The sequence below is a fragment of the Hymenobacter ruricola genome, from assembly GCF_015694525.1.
Classification (GTDB): Bacteria; Bacteroidota; Bacteroidia; order Cytophagales; family Hymenobacteraceae; genus Hymenobacter; species Hymenobacter ruricola.
In genome coordinates this window covers 167,433-186,446 of the sequence record NZ_JADQDM010000003.1, presented here as the reverse complement: position 1 = coordinate 186,446, position 19,014 = coordinate 167,433, and the positions used below count along the sequence as shown (strand labels likewise).

16 protein-coding genes are annotated in these 19,014 nt (G+C 64.8%); all 16 read left to right on the top strand.

All coding sequences use genetic code 11. The features are described 5' to 3' along the window. Positions 1–4 precede the first annotated feature (4 nt). The 16 genes from I2H31_RS08765 (at position 5) to I2H31_RS08690 (ending at position 18,725) form a co-directional block, all read left to right on the top strand. Complete coding sequence (locus I2H31_RS08765) at positions 5–1,249, top strand: ribulose-bisphosphate carboxylase large subunit family protein (RefSeq protein ID WP_196292650.1); 1,245 nt, start codon at positions 5–7, stop codon at positions 1,247–1,249. Further along, positions 1,246–2,589, top strand: coding sequence for a four-carbon acid sugar kinase family protein (locus tag I2H31_RS08760; RefSeq protein WP_196292649.1), 1,344 nt, complete (start codon positions 1,246–1,248; stop codon positions 2,587–2,589). The genes I2H31_RS08765 and I2H31_RS08760 overlap by 4 nt, the downstream gene beginning before the upstream one ends. Before the next feature lie 123 nt (positions 2,590–2,712). Continuing rightward, entirely contained in the window at positions 2,713–3,375 is a 663-nt protein-coding gene (locus I2H31_RS08755) for an aspartate/glutamate racemase family protein (RefSeq protein ID WP_196292648.1), read from the top strand. 54 nt (positions 3,376–3,429) lie between these two features. Continuing rightward, positions 3,430–4,755 (top strand): bile acid:sodium symporter family protein, encoded by a 1,326-nt coding sequence (locus tag I2H31_RS08750; protein ID WP_230687605.1) that lies wholly within the window; start codon positions 3,430–3,432, stop codon positions 4,753–4,755. A 296-nt stretch (positions 4,756–5,051) separates the two neighbouring features. Then, positions 5,052–5,753, top strand: coding sequence for a DUF3826 domain-containing protein (locus tag I2H31_RS08745; RefSeq protein WP_196292647.1), 702 nt, complete (start codon positions 5,052–5,054; stop codon positions 5,751–5,753). Between the two features lie 42 nt (positions 5,754–5,795). Then, a complete protein-coding gene (locus I2H31_RS08740; RefSeq protein ID WP_196292646.1) occupies positions 5,796–9,059 on the top strand; it encodes a SusC/RagA family TonB-linked outer membrane protein in 3,264 nt (1,087 codons plus the stop codon). Positions 9,060–9,077: 18 nt separating this feature from the next. Then, the gene (locus I2H31_RS08735; protein WP_196292645.1) at positions 9,078–10,889 is read left to right on the top strand and encodes a RagB/SusD family nutrient uptake outer membrane protein; all 1,812 of its coding nucleotides are present in this window, start codon (positions 9,078–9,080) and stop codon (positions 10,887–10,889) included. A gap of 161 nt (positions 10,890–11,050) precedes the next feature. Continuing rightward, positions 11,051–11,815 (top strand): SDR family NAD(P)-dependent oxidoreductase, encoded by a 765-nt coding sequence (locus I2H31_RS08730; RefSeq protein WP_196292644.1) that lies wholly within the window; start codon positions 11,051–11,053, stop codon positions 11,813–11,815. 157 nt (positions 11,816–11,972) lie between these two features. After that, positions 11,973–12,830, top strand: coding sequence for a fumarylacetoacetate hydrolase family protein (locus I2H31_RS08725; RefSeq protein WP_196292643.1), 858 nt, complete (start codon positions 11,973–11,975; stop codon positions 12,828–12,830). Then, complete coding sequence (locus I2H31_RS08720) at positions 12,817–13,647, top strand: amidohydrolase family protein (RefSeq protein ID WP_196292642.1); 831 nt, start codon at positions 12,817–12,819, stop codon at positions 13,645–13,647. The genes I2H31_RS08725 and I2H31_RS08720 overlap by 14 nt, the downstream gene beginning before the upstream one ends. Before the next feature lie 11 nt (positions 13,648–13,658). Then, a complete protein-coding gene (locus I2H31_RS08715) occupies positions 13,659–14,447 on the top strand; it encodes an L-fucose dehydrogenase (RefSeq protein WP_196292641.1) in 789 nt (262 codons plus the stop codon). 103 nt (positions 14,448–14,550) lie between these two features. Then, complete coding sequence (locus I2H31_RS08710) at positions 14,551–15,567, top strand: zinc-binding alcohol dehydrogenase family protein (protein WP_196292640.1); 1,017 nt, start codon at positions 14,551–14,553, stop codon at positions 15,565–15,567. A 240-nt stretch (positions 15,568–15,807) separates the two neighbouring features. Then, on the top strand, positions 15,808–16,500 hold the full coding sequence (locus tag I2H31_RS08705) for a hypothetical protein (protein ID WP_196292639.1): 693 nt from the start codon (positions 15,808–15,810) through the stop codon (positions 16,498–16,500). 45 nt (positions 16,501–16,545) lie between these two features. Then, positions 16,546–17,208 (top strand): hypothetical protein, encoded by a 663-nt coding sequence (locus I2H31_RS08700; RefSeq protein ID WP_196292638.1) that lies wholly within the window; start codon positions 16,546–16,548, stop codon positions 17,206–17,208. Continuing rightward, positions 17,187–17,996: a sensor histidine kinase gene (locus I2H31_RS08695; protein WP_196292637.1), complete on the top strand. Its 810-nt coding sequence runs from the start codon at positions 17,187–17,189 to the stop codon at positions 17,994–17,996. The genes I2H31_RS08700 and I2H31_RS08695 overlap by 22 nt, the downstream gene beginning before the upstream one ends. 60 nt (positions 17,997–18,056) lie before the next feature. Beyond that, positions 18,057–18,725, top strand: coding sequence for a response regulator transcription factor (locus I2H31_RS08690; protein ID WP_196292636.1), 669 nt, complete (start codon positions 18,057–18,059; stop codon positions 18,723–18,725). The last annotated feature ends 289 nt before the right edge of the window (positions 18,726–19,014 follow it).

Below are 19,014 nucleotides of genomic sequence, written 5' to 3'. Positions count from 1 at the left end.
CCACATGGAACGCATCACCGCCACCTACTACATCGAAACCCCTTTCCGCCCCGAAGACGCGGCGGCCGTGCTGGCGGGCGAGCAGTCCTCGGGCACGTTCGTGGCGGTGCCCGGCGAAACCGCCGAGCTCAAGCAGCGCTTCGCCGCCCGCGTGGAATCGGTAGAGCACCTGGAAACCGTGAGCCAGCCAGCCATTCCCGGCGCGGAGAGCAGCAGCGGGCGCTACCACCGGGCGCGGGTGCGGGTGTCGTGGTCGGTGGAGAATTTTGGGCACAACCTGCCGCTGCTGGTGTCTACGCTGCAAGGCAATCTGTATGAAATCCGGCAGTTTACGGGGCTGAAGCTGATGGACATTGACGTGCCCGCTTCGTACGCGCAGCACTTTGCCGGGCCGGCGTTCGGCGTGGCGGGCTGCCGCGAGTTGACGGGCGTGCAGGGGCGGCCGCTCATCGGCACCATCATCAAGCCCAGCATCGGCCTCACGCCCGGGCAAACGGCGGAGTTGGTGGGCACGCTGGCCGAAGCCGGCATCGACTTTGTGAAAGACGACGAGCTGCAGATGGCCGCCGCCAATTCGCCCTTCGAAGCCCGCGTGGATGCCGTAATGGCCGTCGTCAACCGCCACGCCGACCGCACCGGCAAAAAGGTAATGTATGCCTTCAACCTCAGCGGGGAAATCGACGACATGCTGCGCCGCTACGAGTACGTGGTGCGCGCCGGCGGCACCTGCGCCATGGTCAGCATCAACAGCGTGGGGCTGGCCGGCACCCGCAAAATCTGCGAGCAGCGGGCCCTGGCCATCCACGGGCACCGCAACGGCTGGGGCATGCTCACGCGCCACCCGCTGCTGGGCATCGATTTCCGCGCCTACCAGAAGCTGTGGCGGCTGGCGGGCGTCGACCAGCTGCACGTCAACGGCATCCAGAACAAATTCTGGGAGTCGGACGACAGCGTGGTGGCGTCCATCGAAGCTTGTCAAACGCCGCTACTGGGCGGCTACTCGGTGCTGCCGGTGGTGTCGTCGGGCCAGTGGGGCGGGCAGGCCTTTGAAACCTACCGCCGCACCCGCACCACCGATTTGCTTTACATGGCCGGCGGCGGCATCCTGGCCCACCCGATGGGCCCGGCCGCCGGGGTGCAGGCGTTGCAGCAAGCCTGGCAAGGCGCCGTGGACGGCCGCAGCCTGACCGAAACCGCCGCCCGGCACCCGGAATTCGCGGCCGCAGTTCAAAAATTCGGCGGCCAATGAGCAAGCAGCTCCTCCTGGCCTATTACGGCGACGATTTCACTGGCAGCACCGACGCGCTCGAATTCCTGAGCCGAGCCGGCGCGCGCACCGCCTTATTCATCGAGCCGCCCACGCCCGCCCAGCTCGCCGCCTACCCGGGCTTGGACGCCATTGGCGTGGCCGGCCTGACCCGCGCCATGGCGCCGGAGGCCATGCAGGCCGTTTTGGAGCCGGCCTTTGCGCAGCTGCGGGCGCTCGGGCCGCGGCACGTGCATTATAAAGTGTGCTCCACGTTTGATTCGTCGTCTACCATTGGCAGCATTGGGCGGGCGGTGGAAGTGGGACGGCAAGTGTTTCCCGGTGTCTTTGTGCCGCTGCTGGTGGCCGCGCCGCCGCTGGGCCGCTACTGCGCCTTTGGCAACCTGTTTGCGCGCCTGGGCATCGGCAGCAACGGCGGCATCTTCCGGCTCGACCGGCACCCGTCGATGAGCCGGCACCCCACCACGCCCGCCGACGAAAGCGACCTGCGCCGGCACCTCGCCCGCCAAACCCACGTCCAAACCGGTCTGCTCGACCTCCTGCACATCAGCCGGCCGCTGGCCGAAATACAGGAAGCAATAGCCGCGCAGGTGCAGGCCGGCGCCGAAGTCATCCTCTTCGATGCACTTTATGAAGAGCAGTTGCTCGGCATCGGGGCGGCCATTGACGGCTACGCTGGCGCGTCAGGCCCGCTGTTTTCGGTGGGCTCGTCGGGCGTTGAAATGGCGCTGGGGCAGCTATGGCAACAAAATGGCACCCTCAAGGCCGCATCCGATTGGCCCGCGCCCGGCCGCGCCGCGCCGCTGCTGGTGGTGTCGGGCAGTTGCTCACCCGTCACGGCCGGGCAGGTGGCCTGGGCCCAGGCCAACGGGTTTGCGGAACTGGTGCTGGATGCGGCGAGGCCCGCGGGTGGCAACGCTTCGCCGGATTCGCTCGCGGCCTGGCAGCAGCCGGCCGTTGCTTACTTGCTGGAGGGCCGTAGCGTCATCGTCCACACCAACGGCGGCACCGGCAGCCCCGCGCCGGGCCTTTCGGCCGAAGCTCTCGGTACGGCGCTGGGCCGCATCGCCCGCGAGGCTGTGCGGCAAACCGGCGTGCGCCGCGTGGTGGTGGCCGGCGGCGACACTTCCAGCTACGCCGCCCGTGCCATGGGCATTGAAGCGGTGGAAATGATAGCGCCGTTTTACCCCGGCGCGCCGCTGTGCCGCGCCTCCGCGCCCGGCTCGCCGCTGCACGGCCTCGAAGTCAACTTCAAAGGCGGCCAGGTAGGCGCGCCGGAGTATTTCGGCGTGCTACTGGAAGGCCGGATGCCTGCTGGTTAGCACTAGGCGGTAGCGTGGACGCTGCGAGTCCGCGCATTGTCGAAACGGAACCAAACGGGCGCGGACTCGCAGCGTCCACGCTACAAGTCAGTCCAGACGCTATTTCTTCTTAAAATCATTAATATGCCCACCAAAACCCTCGGCCTCATCCACACCTCCGCCACGCTGGTGCCCGTGTTTCAGCAGCTTTGCGCCGAGCACCTGCCCAGCGTGCAGGTCTTCAACATCGTGGACGACAGCCTGGTCCGAACCATTACCCGCGAGGGAGCCCTGACGCCCGCCGTCGCCCGACGCGTGGTCGGCTACGTGACTTCGGCCGAAGCCGGTGGGGCCGATTACGTGCTGGTCACTTGCTCGTCCATCGGCGCGGCGGTGGAGCAGGCGGCCGGGCTCAGCGGGGTGCCGGTACTGCGCGTCGACCAGCCCATGGCCGACCAGGCCGTGCGCACCGGCCGGCGCATCGGCGTCATTGCCACGCTTCCCACCACCCTCGTCCCCACCGCCGACCTGGTGCAGCGCCGCGCCGCCCGGGCCGGCCGCGAAATCGAGCTGACTTCCGTGCTCTGCGCCGGCGCCTTCGAGGCCCTGATGAGCGGCGACGGCGCCCGGCACGACGCCATTGTGGCGGCGGCGCTCAAAGAGTTGGTGGCCAAGGTAGACGTGGTGGTGCTGGCCCAGGCCTCGATGGCACGGGTGGTGGATGCGCTGGCCCCCGCCGACCGCCCGGTGCCCATCCTGGCCAGCCCCGGCATTGCCATCCGGCATCTAGCCGCGGAGCTGGCATAGCCGACGGCTTCCGGCGGCTTGTAGCATCCTACCATTTTTCATTTCCCGCGTCCCATGATGAACCGAGTCTTTCAGCTTTGCCTGGTTTTCAGCGGCCTGGCCGCGGCGGCGCTGCTGCTGGGCCTTAGCCGGCACGAGGCGGCTCTGTGGCAGCCGGCGGCCGTGGCCGGGGCGGTGGCCCTGGCGCTGGGTTTCAAGGCCGTGCCCGGGCTGCGCAGCTACCAATACACGGCCTGGATAGTCGTGGCCGTGGTGGCGGGCCTGGTGTACCCCGGCGCGTTCCGGCAGTGGGGCGGCGTGGACCTGCGCCACAAATGGCTGATATTGGTGGTGGTGCAGCTGGTGATGTTTGGCATGGGCATTCAGATGAGCATTCGGGACTTTGCGGGGCTGGCCAGCACCGGCAAAGGCGTGCTCATTGGCCTGCTGTGCCACTTTTCGGTGATGCCGCTCATGGGCTTTGCGCTCACCCGGGTGTTTCACTTCGAGCCCGAAATCGCGGCCGGCATCATCCTCATCGGCTCCTGCTCCAGCGGGCTGGCTTCCAACGTGATGGTGTACCTGGCCCGGGCCAACATGGTGCTGTCGGTGGTGGTGACGGCCATGGCCACGCTGGTGGCGCCCTTCCTCACGCCCCTGCTGCTGAAGCTGCTGGCCGGCACGCTCATCGAGGTCCATTTCGTGAACATGATGATGGAAATCATCAAAATCGTCATCGTGCCCATACTGGCCGCACTGCTGCACGACTACCTCAAAACCGCTTCCGGGCGGGGCCGGCGCACGGTGGGCCGGCTGGCCGGGCTGGGCGCGGGGTGGCTGGCGGCGCTGCCGCTGGGCCTGTGGGCCTGGCTGGAGCGCACCTTCGCCGGCGCCGAGGTGCGGCAGATGCTGGAGATTTTCAGCTTCCTGCTGGCCGCGCTGGTGGTGGGCGTGCTCTACCACCAGGTGGCCCGGCGCCGGCCCGGGCTCGACGGCCTGATGCCCTACCTGTCCATGTTCGGCATCATCTACTTCACGGCCGTGACCACGGCGGCCGGCCACGACAATTTGCTGCGGGTGGGCTTTTTGCTGTTTCTGGCGTCGGTGCTGCACAACGCGGCCGGCTATTTCTTCGGCTACTGGCTGAGCCGGCTGTTTGGGCTCGACGTGAATTCGGCCCGCACGGTGGCCTTTGAAGTGGGGCTGCAAAACGGCGGCATGGCCTCCGGGCTGGCCGGCAGCATGGGCAAGCTGGGCACCGTGGGCCTGCCCGCCGCCGTGTTTAGCCCGTGGATGAACATTTCGGGCTCCATTCTGGCCAACTACTGGCGCAAACGGCCCGCCACTGCTGCCGCGGCGGCAGCAGTGCCACAGCCGCTGGCGGCGGTGCCCGGGAGCTAGCGCTGATTCCAAAGGCAGTGCGCGTTACAAAGGCCTGGAAAATGGTAACGTTTGGGTCCGTTTCGAGCCCATTTGGCAGTTGGGCGGCCGTTCGGTCAGCCGTGGACGTATCCTGTTTAAACTCTATACCTAAGCACGTTAGAGCCTCTTAAGAAGGGGGTTCTCTTACATATTAGCCCAATCTTAATCGAAACTTCATACTCATGATAATATCGTACAATAAGTTAGTTAAAACAGACAGAATTAGCCTAAAAAACACAGATAACTTGCTACTATCCTAGCGGTATCTGTGAAACATGAATAAAACAATCCGGGGCCTGTTTTTAACGGGTCTGTTTGCTGCAACTGCCCTCGGCCAGGCATCGGCGCAGGCGCCCGCGCCGGCCGAAACCAAAGAAGCCGCCTACACGCGCACCATCACGGAGCGCGCGGCCAAGATTGTGGCCAAAATCGACGGCCTGAAAGACAAGGACTCGGTGCTGGTGCGCGACCTCATTGCCGACCAGTACCGCCAGCTCAACGACATCTACGAGCAGCAAAAGACCCGCAAGGCCGCCCTCAAAGCCCAGCCCGCCACCGACGCCACCAAGGCCGAACTCGCCCGGGTGGACGCCGACACCGAAGCGGCCCTGGCCAAGCTGCACCCGCAGTACCTCAAGAAGCTAAGCCGCCGCCTCACGCCGGCCCAGATTGAGCAGGTGAAGGACGGCATGACCTACGGCGTGCTGCCCCTCACGATGACGGCCTACAACGACATGCTGCCCAACCTCACCGCCGAGCAGCGCGCCCAGATGCTGGCCTGGCTGACGGAAGCCCGCGAGCACGCCATGGACGGCGGCACCTCCGAGCAAAAGCACGCCTGGTTTGGCAAGTACAAAGGCCGGATTAACAACTACCTCTCGGCCGCCGGCATTGACATGAACCAGGCCGGTAAGGACTGGCAGGCCCGCATCGCGGCCCGCAAAGCCGCCGGCGCCGGCACGCCCGCTCCCCAATAAGCATTCTCACCTCTTTTTTTCAGTTTAACCCACCAAACTGTTATGTCCCAATCGTTACGAGCCCAACTGCCCCTGCCCGCGGGGGCGCCCACCCGGCTAGCCTGCGCGCTGCTTGTGGGCGGCGTGTTGCTGGGCACCGACCCTGCTCAGGCCGCCGCCGTGGCTGGCCCGCCGGTCAAAACCAAGTCCGGCAAAGGCATCACCGTGGGCTTCACCGGCCTGGTGAAAGACTCGAAGGGCAACCCGCTGCCCGGCGTGACGGTGCTCATCAAGGGCACCAAGAGCGGCACCAGCTCGGGCCCCGACGGCACCTTCCACTTCAACCTGCCCACCGGCAACGAGACGCTGATTTTCAGCTTCATCGGCTTTAAGAGCCAGGAAGTGGCCGTGAACGGCCGCACCACGCTGGAAGTGGCCCTCGAAGACGACAACGCCGCCCTGGAAGAAGTGGTGGTGGTGGGCTACGGCACGCAGACCCGCGCCACCCTGACCGGGGCCGTGGCGGTGGTCGACATGCAGAAAATTCAGGATTTGCCGGTAGGCAGCCTCTCCACGGCACTGTCGGGCCAGCTGCCGGGCGTGGGCGTGGCGGGCGGCACCGGCCGCCCCGGCGACCCGGGCGCCATCACGGTGCGCAACCCCATCATCCTGTCGAAGGACGGCGGCACGCTGCGCCCCTTGTTCGTCATCGACGGCGTGGTGCGGACGGAGGACGACTTCAACGTGCTCGACCAGTCAGAAGTAGAATCCATTTCGGTGCTGAAGGACGCGGCGGCGGCCATTTACGGTGCCCGCGGCGCCCAGGGCGTGGTGCTGGTGGCCACCCGGCGCGGCCAGCTGGGTGCGCCCAAGTTCAGCTACAGCGGCTCGGTGGGCGTGACCGACGCGGTGCAGCTGCCCAAAATGATGAATGCCGTGCAGCAGGCCACCTACCTGAATGACATCAACCGCGGCAACAACGTGGCCCCCACCAACACGGCGTACTACGCGCCGGACGAGCTGGCCTATTTTGCCAACAACAACACCGACTGGCTGAAAACGGCCTGGAAACCGGCCACCGTGACGCGCCACGCCCTGAACATGAGCGGCGGCACCGACCGGGTGACCTACTTCGCCGGCATCAGCTACAACTACCAGAACGCCAACTTCGACAACATCAACGCCAACAAGTGGACCTACCGGGCCAGCACCGACGTGAAGGTGGCCCGCGGCCTGAAAGTGGCGCTGTCGGTGAGCGGCGACTTGTCGCAGAAGCGGATGTACTACCTCAAGCAGGGCGGTGAAAACGTGGAAAACGACATGAAGGGCCTGCTTTACACGCCGCAGTGGGTGCCCACGTACGTGAACGGCCTGCCGACGCTGCTGACCAACGCCAACGGCGCCAACCTGAACACGGTGGACGCCTTCCACTTTTTTGAGGTGCAGAACTCGGACAACTACACCTCGACCCGCAACACCGGCCTGAACGTGACGGCCAGCGCCGAGTACGAGCTGCCCTTCATCAAGGGCCTGAAAGCGCGGGTGCTGTTTGGCAAAACCATGGACAACGGCTTCGGCAAGCAGTACGGCACGAAGTACAACGTGTACCGCCTGACCATGCTGGGCACCAACAAGCACATCTACGGCGGCGACGTGAGCGGCGCGCCCATCGTGCTGAACAACGGCGACCGGGTGCGCCTGAACCCGACCACCTTCGACAGCTACCAGCTGAACGGCTACCTGAGCTACGACCGGCAGTTTGGTAAGCACCACGTGTCGGCCATTGCCCTGTTTGAGCAGTCGGAAACCATGCAGGACGGCGTGGCGGCCATGGCCGAGGGTGCCATCATTGCCCAGGATGTGCCCAACCTCGACTACCAGAACTTTGCCACCGGCGCCCAAACCACCACGGAAACCGCCAGCGAGGCGGGCACCCTGTCTTACGCCGGCCGCTTCAACTACGACTACGACGGCAAGTACCTGCTGGAAACTACGCTGCGCTACGACGCCTCCACCAACTTCGCGCCGGAGTACCGCTGGGGCCTGTTCCCGTCGGTGTCGGTGGGCTGGGTAATGTCGGAAGAGCGGTTCTTTAAGGACAACGTGTCGTTTGTGAACCTGCTGAAGCTGCGCGCTTCGCTGGGCTTCCTGGGCGGCGACGCCACCAAGCCCTACAACTGGCAGACGAGCTACGGCCTGAAAACCGGCCAGGGCGCCGTGTTCGGCGGCAACGGCGACCGGTCGCTGGTGTTTGCGGCCAACAACGCCATGGCCAACCGCGCCGCCCGCTGGGACGACGACACCAAGTACAACGCCGGCATCGACGCCCAGTTCCTGGGCAACCGCCTCTCGCTGACCGTGGACGGCTTCTACGACCACCGCTACAACATGCTCACTCAGCTGGTGAACTCGGCCCCGCTGGTGATTGGGGCCGCGCTGCCCTCGGAAAACTTCTCGTCGGTGGACGGCTTCGGCTACGAAGTGTCGGTGGGCTACGGCGACAAAATCACCAAGGACCTCGGGTTCCGCGTGAACACCTTCTTCTCCTGGAGCGACAACAAGCAGGTGAAAGTGGACGTGAGCCGCGGCCAGCTCGGCCAGTGGGACGACCCCACGGGCCGCTCGACCGATATGGGCGTGGTGGGCTACGACTACCAGGGCATGTTCCGGAGCCAGGCCGACATCGACGCCTACTTCCAGGCCAACCCCGGCTACGACAAAACCTACACCCTGTTCGGGACGGCCCCCAAGCCCGGCATGCTCTACTACCGGGACATCCGCGGCCCCAAAGACGCGTCGGGCAACTACACCGGCCCGGACGGCAAAATCACGGACGTGGACCAGACTTTCCTGACCCCCAAGGCCAGCAACCACTACAGCATCGGTTTCAACCCCACCATCAGCTACAAGTCGCTGAGCATCTCGGCCACGATGGGCATGTCCTGGGGCGGCCAGGACATGGTGGAATCAGGGGCCCGCAAGCAGGGCACGGCCACCTCGAACCGGCCCGAATTCTGGGCCGACCACTGGACGCCCGAAACCCCGAACGCGGCGTACCCCGCGCCGGCCTACGGCTCCACCTATGACGTGAACTCGGCGTTCTGGTTCCGCAACTCCTTCTCGGCGGGCATGCGCAACGCCAACATCTCCTACAGCCTGCCCGCTTCCCTCACCGAACGGGTGGGCGTGGGCTCGGTGCGCGTGTTCTTCACGGCCATCAACCCCGTGAACTTTTACAACCCTTACAGCTACAAAACCTATTCGGGCGCCTTCGACGCGTACCCCACGCTGCGCTCGCTCTCGCTGGGTTTGAACGTCGGCTTCTAATTCCCACCCATCCGCATCATGAAACCATTTCATTACATCGCCCTCGCCACCATCGGCTCCGCGTTCGGGCTGAGCAGCTGCGAGAAAGTGCTGGACAAGGAGAACCTGGGGCAGTCCACCACGGAGCTCGTGTTCAAAGACTCCACGCTGGCCAACCTCAACCTGAGCTTCATTTACAACCAGAACCTGCCGGAGTGGGGCGACCCCATCATCAACGCCACCATCAACACGGCCAACAACAACGCCAGCAACTTCAACGTGGCCGGCCTGACCGACGAGGCCTACTCCAGCAACCGCCTACTGGCCGGCACGCTGCTCGTGTCGGACGTGGGCGGTGAGTTTGGCACCGGCCTGAGCGCCACCAACAACTACGGCAAAATCAGGACCATCAACATGTTCCTGAGCAACGTGCGCAACGGCCCGCTGCCCGCCGGCACCAAAGGCCGCCTGCGGGGCCAGGCCCAGTTTTTCCGGGCCTGGCGCTACTTCGAGCTCGTGCGGCAGTACGGCGGCGTGCCGCTGGTGATGAGCCCCCTCAACGGCGTAGGGCCCGAAGCGCGGGACCTGACCTACCTGCCGCGCAACACCACCGCCGAAACCTTCGCCGCCATCGTGGCCGACCTGGATTCGGCCTTCCAGACGCTGCCCCCCAAATGGACGGCCAACGCCGACTGGGGCCGCGTGAACAAAGGCACCGCCCTGGCCCTCAAAGGCCGGGTGCTGGTGTACGCCGCCAGCCCCCAGTTTACCACCACCGACAAGTGGCAGGCTGCCTACGACGCCAACGTGCAGGCCAAAGCCACGCTGCTGGCCAACGGCTACCGCCTGCACACGTCCTTCGACCAGCTCTGGTTTCAGGAAGTGGGCAACCCGGAAGCGGTGTTTGTGACCAGCTACAACACCGCCACCGGCGACCAGCTGAAGCGCAACAACCAGTACGACAACTCCACCCGCCCCGCCGCCAACGGCACCGGCGGCGGCCAGAACCAGCCCACCTGGGAAATGGTGCAGGCCTTCCCCATGCTGGACGGCAAGAAGCGCAACGAGTCGACCAAATACGCCTACACCGACCAGCTGTTTTACAAAAACCGCGACCCGCGTTTCGACAAAACCATTGCCTACAACGGCTCTACCTGGCCCCTGAACGGCAACACCGGCTACCGCCTCTGGACGTACATCCGCAACGGCAGCACGGTCGAAACCGGCGGCTCTACCAACACCGGCTTCTACACCCGCAAGGCCATCAACCCCACGGCGTCGGCCAGCGAAGTACAGTACCTGGGCACCGACTGGATTGAAATCCGCTACGCCGAAGTGCTGCTGAACCTGGCGGAAAGCGCCTGCGGCGTGAACAAGCTCAACGAAGCGTACACCGAACTGAAAGCCATCCGGCTACGGGCGGGCATCGAGCCAGGCGCCGACCAGCTCTACGGCCTCAAACCCAACATGACCCGCACCGAGATGTTCGACGCCATCCTCTACGAGCGGCAGCTGGAGCTGGCTTTTGAGGGCAAGCGCTTCTGGGACCTGCGCCGCTGGCGCAAGATGGAAAGCCTCAACGGCCTCAAGCGCACCGGCAAAACCATCACCTTGAGCACCACCGCGCCGGCTGATTTCGCCACCACGCGCGACACCCGGAACCTGGACGACGTGTACACCAACTACTTCACCATAACGTCCAAGACGCTGGAAACGACGCCCATCTCGACGACCGGCATCAAGTGGGACGCCAACTACTACTTCTTCCCCATTCCGCAGGCCGCCATCGACAACGACCCCCAAATCCAGCAGAACAAGGGCTGGGGCGGCAGCTTCGACCCCATGATGTAAGGCCCCGCGGCCACGCTGATTTAACAGCTTACCTGTCAATGCGTCGTTGTCCTACCCGGATGGCGGCGCATTGGCATATCTGGCGGGCCATGAGCCCCCGGCCGGCTACGGCCGGACGCCCTCTCGCCTTCATTCGCTACTCTCTTCCTAGTTCCTTCCCTATGTTTAGTTTAACCGGAAAAACCGCCGTCATCACCGGCGGCGGCAGCGGCATTGGCCGGGCCATTGCGCTGCTCTTTGCCCGCCAGGGCGCCGCCGTCCACCTCATCGAGCTGAACGCCGACGCCGGCCAGGCAGTGGTGGCCGAAATCCAAGAGGCCGGCGGCACGGCCGCCGTGCACGCCGCCGACGTCAGCCAACAGGCCGCTGTGGTGGCCACCTTCCAGGCCCTGGGCCGGGTCGATATTCTGGTCAACAACGCGGGCATCGCGCACGTGGGCACCGTGGAAACCACCTCCGAGGCCGATTTCGACCGTGTGTACCAGGTGAACGTGAAGGGCGCCTACAACTGCCTCTTCGCCGCCGTGCCGCTAATGAAGGCCCAGGGCGGCGGCGCCATCGTGAACATGGCCTCTATCGCGGCCCACGTGGGCCTCACCGACCGCCTGGCCTACTCCATGAGCAAGGGCGCCCTTTTCGCCATGACGCTCTCGGTGGCCCGCGACTACCTCGGCAGCAACATCCGCTGCAACAGCATCTCGCCGGCCCGCGTGCACACGCCGTTCGTGGACGGCTTCATCGCCAAAAACTACGCCGGCCGGGAAACCGAAATCTTCGACAAGCTTTCCCAAAGCCAGCCCATCGGCCGCATGGGCCAGCCCGACGAAGTGGCCGCCCTGGCCCTGTACCTGAGCTCGGATGAAGCCGGCTTCGTGACCGGCTGCGACTACCCGCTGGACGGCGGGTTCATCAAGCTGAACACGTAGCGCGCATTCACGGTAGTCCGGCCATACAGGACACTACAGGAACGTCATGCCGAGCGCAGCGAAGCATCTTTACCGAGCAGCGTAATTATTTACTTCCGAGGTAACGATGCTTCGCTGCGCTCGGCATGACGTTCTCACACCAACCCAGAACATCCCCATGAAACTCATCCGCTACGGCCAGCCCGGCCAGGAAAAGCCCGGCGTCATCCTCCACGACCGGCGCTACGACGCCTCGGCTTTTGGCGAAGACTACAACGAAGCCTTTTTTGCCACCGACGGCCTCGCGCGCCTCGCCCAGTTTCTGCAAGCGAACGACGGCACGCTCCCCGAAATCCCGGCCGGCGAGCGGCTGGGCCCGCCGGTGGCCCGGCCGTCCAAGCTGCTCTGCATCGGGCTGAACTACGCCGACCACGCCCGCGAAACCGGCGCCACCCCGCCGCCCGAGCCGGTGCTGTTCATGAAATCGACCACGGCCTACGTGGGCCCGAACGACGACCTGGTGATTCCCAAAAACTCGGTGAAAACCGACTGGGAAGTGGAGCTGGCCGTCGTCATAGGCAAGCGGGCCAGCTACGTGGACGAGGCCGACGCCCACGAGTACATCGCCGGCTACGCGCTGCACAACGACGTGTCGGAGCGCGAGTTTCAGCTGGAGCGCCACGGCACCTGGGACAAGGGCAAGGGCTGCGACACCTTCGCGCCGGTGGGCCCCTTCCTGGCCACGCCCGACGAGGTGGGCGACGTGGACAACCTGCGCCTCTGGCTGAGCGTGAACGGGCAGATGATGCAGGACGGCACCACGGCCAACCTCATTTTCCGGATTCCCTTCCTGATTTCCTACCTCAGCCAGTTCATGACGCTGCTGCCCGGCGACATCATCTCGACGGGCACGCCCGCCGGCGTGGGCCTGGGCCTGAAGCCGCCCGTGTACCTGAAGCCCGGCGACGTGGTGGAGCTGGGCATCACCGGCCTGGGCACCTCGCGCCAAACCGTGAAAGCCTATGGCCAGAATTGACGCCCACCAGCACTTCTGGCGGTTCGATGCCGTGCGCGACGCCTGGATAAGCGACGACATGGCCACCATCCGGCGCGACTTTTTGCCGGCGGATTTGGCGCCCATTCTGCAGCAGCACGGCTTCGACGGCTGCGTGGCGGTGCAATCTGACCAGACCGAAGCCGAGAACGAGTTTCAGCTAGCCAATGCCGCCGCGCACGACTTCATCCGAGGCGTGGTGGGCTGGGTTGATTTGCAAGCGCAAAACGTGGCCGAGCGACTGGCTTACTACAGCCGGTTCGAGAAGCTGAAAGGCTTCCGGCACGTGCTGCAAGGCGAAGCCGACCGTGCCCTGATGCTGAAGCCCAATTTTCGGCAAGGCATCGGCGCACTGGCCGCGCACGGCTTCACTTACGACGTCTTGATTTTTCCCGACCAGCTGGGCTACGCCGCCGAACTGGCAGCCGCCTTTCCAAACCAGCCCTTCGTGCTCGACCACCTGGCCAAGCCCCTCATCAAGGCGGGCGAAATGGAGCCGTGGCGCCGGGACTTGCAGGCGCTGGCCGCGCACGAAAACGTGAGTTGCAAAGTATCGGGACTGGTGACGGAAGCCGACTGGCAGCATTGGCAACCAGCCGATTTTCGGCCGTATCTGGACGCCGCTTTTGATGCCTTCGGGCCCGGGCGGTTGATGTTCGGGTCTGACTGGCCGGTGTGCAACGTGGCCGGCGGCTACAGCCGGGCACTGGGCATGTTGGAAGACTACATGAAACCCTTTTCCGCCGCCGAGCAGGCCGGGTTCTGGGGCGACAACGCCGTGGCTTTCTACCATCTATAATCCCCATTCGCATGGATTTGCAGCTTCAACACAAGGTCATCATCGTCACGGGCGGGGCCAAGGGCATCGGCGAAGGCATCTCGCGCGTGCTGGCCCAGGAGGGCGCCATTCCGGTCATCGTGGGCCGCAACGAAGCCGATAACCAGCAAACCGTAGTATCCATTGCAGCCGCTGGCGGCCAGGCCTGGCAGGTAGCTGCCGAGTTATCCGAACCCGACGAGTGCGCCCGTGCCGTGCAGGCCGTCGTCGCGCAGTTTGGCCGCATCGACGGCTTGGTGAACAACGCCGGCGTGAACGACGGCGTGGGCCTGGAAAGCGGCGACTACGCGGGCTTCATGCAGAGCCTGCACCGCAACGTGGTGCATTACTACCTCATGGCCCACCACGCGCTGCCCGAGCTGAAAAAGTCGCAGGGCGCCATCGTCAACATCACCTCCAAAACCGCCGAAACCGGCCAGGGCAACACCTCCGCCTACGCCGCCGCCAACGGCGCCCGCAACGCCCTCACCCGCGAGTGGGCCGTGGAGCTGCTCAAGTACGGCATCCGCGTGAACGCCGTGATGGTGGCCGAATGCTGGACGCCCGCCTACGAAACCTGGATTCAGACCCTGCCCAACCCCGAGGAAAAGCTGCGCGAAATCACCAGCAAAATTCCGCTCGGCAACCGCATGACCACCGCCGAGGAGCTGGCCAACACCACGGCCTTCCTGCTCTCCCACCGCAGCAGCCACACCACCGGCCAGATTCTGCACATCGACGGCGGCTACGTGCACCTCGACCGCGCCCTGGCCAACGCTTGATTTTAAGTATGAATTAAAAATTATGAATTCTGAATTGGCGCTTTTGGCGCATTCTGATTCTGGTTTCTAATTCAGAATTCATAATTCCTAATTCACAATTCCCTTGAATACCCTCGTCTGCCTTGAGCCCGGCCAGTTTGCCTACCAGCAGCACCCCCACCCCACCGCCCAGCCCGGCCAGGCGCTGCTGCGCATCCGGCGCATTGGCATCTGCGGCACCGATTTGCACGCGTTTCAGGGCACGCAGCCTTTTTTCAACTACCCGCGGGTGCTGGGCCACGAGCTGGCCGCCGAGCTGCTGGACGCCGGCGGCGCGCCGGGCTTTGCGCCGGGCGAGGCCGTCACGTTCATTCCGTATTTCAACTGCGGGCACTGCATTGCCTGCCGCCGGGGCCTGCCCAACTGCTGCGCCAGCATCCGGGTATTTGGCGTGCACATGGACGGCGGCATGACCGATGTGGTGGCGGTGCCGGCCGACAAGCTGGTGCACGGCGAAGGCCTGAGCTACGACGAGCTGGCCCTGGTCGAGCCGCTGGCCATCGGCGCGCACGGCGTGCGGCGGGCCGGCGTGCAGCCCGGCGAGTTTGTGCTGGTGGTGGGCGCCGGCCCCATCGGGCTGGGCGTGATGGAGTTTGCGCGCATCGCGGGCGGGCAGGTCATTGCCCTGGATATCAACGAGCAGCGCCTGGCCTTTTGCCAGCAGAAGCTGGGCGTGGCCCACACCCTCAACGCGCTGGCGCCCGACGTGGCGGCGCAGCTGGCCGCCCTCACCCACGGCGACATGCCCACCGTGGTGATTGACGCCACGGGCAGCCGGCAGGCCATTCTGGGCGCGTTTCCGTACCTGGCGCACGGCGGGCGCTTCGTGCTGGTGGGTTTGCAAAAGGGCGACATCAGCTTTTCACACCCGGAATTTCACAAGCGCGAAGCCACGCTCATGAGCAGCCGCAACGCCACCCGGGCCGATTTTGAGCACGTCATCCGGTCCGTGAAGCAGGGCCTGGTGCAGCCCACCACCTACATCTCGCACCGCGTGCGGTTCGATGCAGTAAAAACCGAGTTTGAGGGCTGGCTCGACCCTGCCAACGGCGTCATCAAGGCCATGGTAGAGCTGGACTGAAGGACTTCTCACCGGCCGGGCCCACGGCGCCCTCCGAGTCCTGCAAACTCAAGCAGCCCGAAAACCACCGGAAAACAGGACCGGTACCCCGTAGAAATACGTGGTTTTTAATCCCCCGTATTTTTACCCGCTGTCCGAACCCCGGCAGTGCTGTTCCTTTGCCAGGTCCGAAGCGCTGGCTTCGGGCCACCGGCAACCCGGCCACCGCTTTTTTCACCACTTTTTACGCCCACATTTCCCATGCGCCCAACCGTTACTTCCGAAAGCATCCTCGACCCCGAACTGTACACGGAATACGCTGCCCAGTGGCTGAACAAAATAAGTGAGCTGGACAACCCCGACCTCCCCGGCTATTTCAACGATGGCGACCAGCGCGTGGCCTACGCTACATTCTCTATCCAGCGCATCATCGAGCTGGTTTCGGCCGTGGGCGTGCGCCGCATCAAGGCCCGCTTTGTGCTGCTGCCGGTCCAAACCGACGAGCAGTACCGGTTTTCGCTGGTGCTGTTTGCCTCCGACGACGACAACCGGCAGCTAACGGCCTTCTACCTGCCCGACGCCATGGCGGCCCCGTTCCCGTCGCTCCCCACCGAGCCCGTGCCCGGCGGCCTAGCCGGCCTGTGGGAAGCCAACTGGCTGGGCGCCGACACGCTGACCACGGCCATGTTCACGACCAGCTACGGGCCGCTCGAAGGCTACAACTTTGAAATCGACGATTTTCTGGCGCCGCTCTTCACCGACACGGCCGACTACACCGACCAGCAAATCCGCCTGAAGCTGGGCCTGCACCAGTACGTTGCGGCCGGGGCCACCTCGCCCTCGCAAACCTTTGGCCTGGTGGTGCGCCGCTTCGACCCCAGCCAGCAGGCCCAAGCGAAGGCCGCCAGCGCCGGGTTCTTCGACCTATCGACGCCCTGCCCGCCCATGGACTAGCCGCGCCCCGGCCGCTCCTGCCCACCGAAGCTTTCCGCTGCCCCGATGGCCGACCTCTTCCACCTTTCGCTGCCGCATCTTCTGGCCCGGGTTTCGCCGGCGCCGGTGGTGGTGGCGGCCTTCATTGGGCTGGTGCGCTTTCGCTCCCTGCCCCTCAACCTGCGCTACCTGGCCGCGCTCATGTGGTTCATTCTGCCCCTCGAACTCGTGGGGCTGGTGATGATGCTCTACCACCAGAACAACCTGTTTCTGATGCCCGTGTGCGCCATTGGCGAGTTTGGGCTGCTGGCCCTGGTCTACGACAAAACCCTGCGCTCGCCGGGCTTCACCCGGGCCCTGCCCTGGCTGGTGGGCGGCTTCACGGCCTACGTGCTGTTCGACAGCTTTTACGCGGCGGGGAGCCTCTGGAAGTTCCGCCCCGGCCAGCAGGTGCTGCAAAGCGTGCTGGTGCTGGGGCTCATCGGCCTCTACTTTCGCAAGCTGCTGCACGAGCTGCGCGTGCAGCAGCTCAAGCGCGAGCCCATGTTCTGGGTGTCGGCCGGGCTCACCATCTACTGCCTGGGCTACCTGCAGATTGCCTTGTTTAGCAATTTTCTGCTCCGCTATTCGCACGGCCTGAACATGAACGTCTGGATGGTGCACACCCTGCTGTTTATCACGCTTTATTGCTGCTACAGCCTGGCCCTATGGCTTCCCCCGAAGAAGTAGCTTTTGGCTCACTGCTGTTCTGGGGCATTGGCATGATGCTGCTGGCGGCGGGCTGCCTGCTGCTGTTCCTCTTCACCTACCAAAAGCGCCTGCTGCAGCAGCAGCTGCGCCTGCGCACCGCCGAAACCGAGCACCAGCAGGCCTTGCTGGCCGCCATCATCGAAGCGCAGGAAGGCGAGCGCGAGCGCATTGGCCAGGATTTGCACGACGGCATCGGCTCCACGCTGGCCACGGCCAAGCTGCTGGTGAACCGCCTCAGCAGCCAGCCCACGCCCGCCAACTCGCCCGAGCTGCTGGCGCTGGTCGAGGAACTCATGGCCACGGCCGTGCAGGACGCACGCAGCATCTCGCACAGCCTTTACCCGGCGGTGCTGGCCCGCTTCGGCCTGGCCGATGCCCTGCAACACCTCGTCGACATCGGCAACGAAACCGGCGCCCTGCCCATCGCCCTGGAGCTGCACTACCCGCGCCCACTGCCCCTGCGCCAGGAGCTGGCCCTCTACCGCATTTGCCAGGAGCTGGTGCACAACGCCCTGAAGCACGCCAAAGGCGCCACCCGCCTCAGCGTGAAGCTGCAGCAGCAGGGCCAGCGGCTGACCCTGTCGGTGGAAGACGACGGCTGCGGGCTGCGGGCCCCGGCGGCGGGCGGCCTGCAGCCGGCCGGGGTGGCCGGCCTGGGCCTGCGCAACATCGACGTGCGCGTGCAAATGCTGGGCGCGCGCCTGCACCAGCCGGCCCTTGCCACCCCCGGCACGCATTTCCTGATTGAGCTGCAAACCCCGGAATAATGTAGGCATTCGTCTGATTATTACTGCCTACTTTCGCCCATCTTAGGCTACCCCGCTGCAATGGCTTCCCCTTCTTTTCCCGCCCACATTGCCCTGCTCGACGACCACCCCATGTTCCGGCAGGGGCTGCGCTACATTCTACAGGCCCTGCCCTACGTCGAGCAGGTGGACGAGGCCGCCACGCTGCCCGAGTTGCTGACCGTGTGCGAGCGGCGCCTGCCCGACGTGCTGCTGCTCGACCTGCAGATGCCCCACATGGACGGGCCCGAAGTGGCCCAGCGCCTCCTCGCCCAGTACCCCAACCTGAAAATCATCGTCTTGTCGATGCACTCGGCCGACAAGTTCATCACCCAGATGATGAAGCTGGGCGCCCGCAGCTACCTGCCCAAAGACGCCAGCCCGGACGAGCTTGTCCGGGCCATTGAGGAGGTGCTCACCACGGGCCACCACTTCACCCCCCGCATTTCGCGGGCCCTGATGCGGGGCGTGCAGCAGCCCACCCGGCTGCCGGCGGCCCGGCTGCTGGAGTCCGACCATTTCACGCCGCGCGAGGAAGCCGTGCTGCGCCTCATCTGCGAAGGGCTCACGGCCGCCGAAATTGCCGCGCACCTCTTCATCAGCAAGCGCACGGTGGAAGGCCACTGGCAGCGGCTGCTGGAAAAAACCGGCACCCGCAACGTGGCCGGCCTGGTGGTGTTTGCCGCCAAGCACGGCATGCTGAAAATGTAGCAACATGCCGTGGCGGCGACTAATTTGGGGAGGCCATACACGTAGAAATACGTGCTTGCTAACCCCCGTATTTCTACGCTAACGCTGACGGCTCATACCCCCTTTCTTTGCTGACGCAAACCGTTTAGCTTCGCGAATTTCTATTCCTTGTTCTCAAGCATTTACTACGTTAGTGACCAGAAAAATGTGCACGCTGAGCATTCCACTCTCTGCGCTGTCCGAAGGCTGGTACTTTTGGCAGTGATGCATTTTCTCTCTCACTGGCCAACAGGTTAACTACCGCGCAATG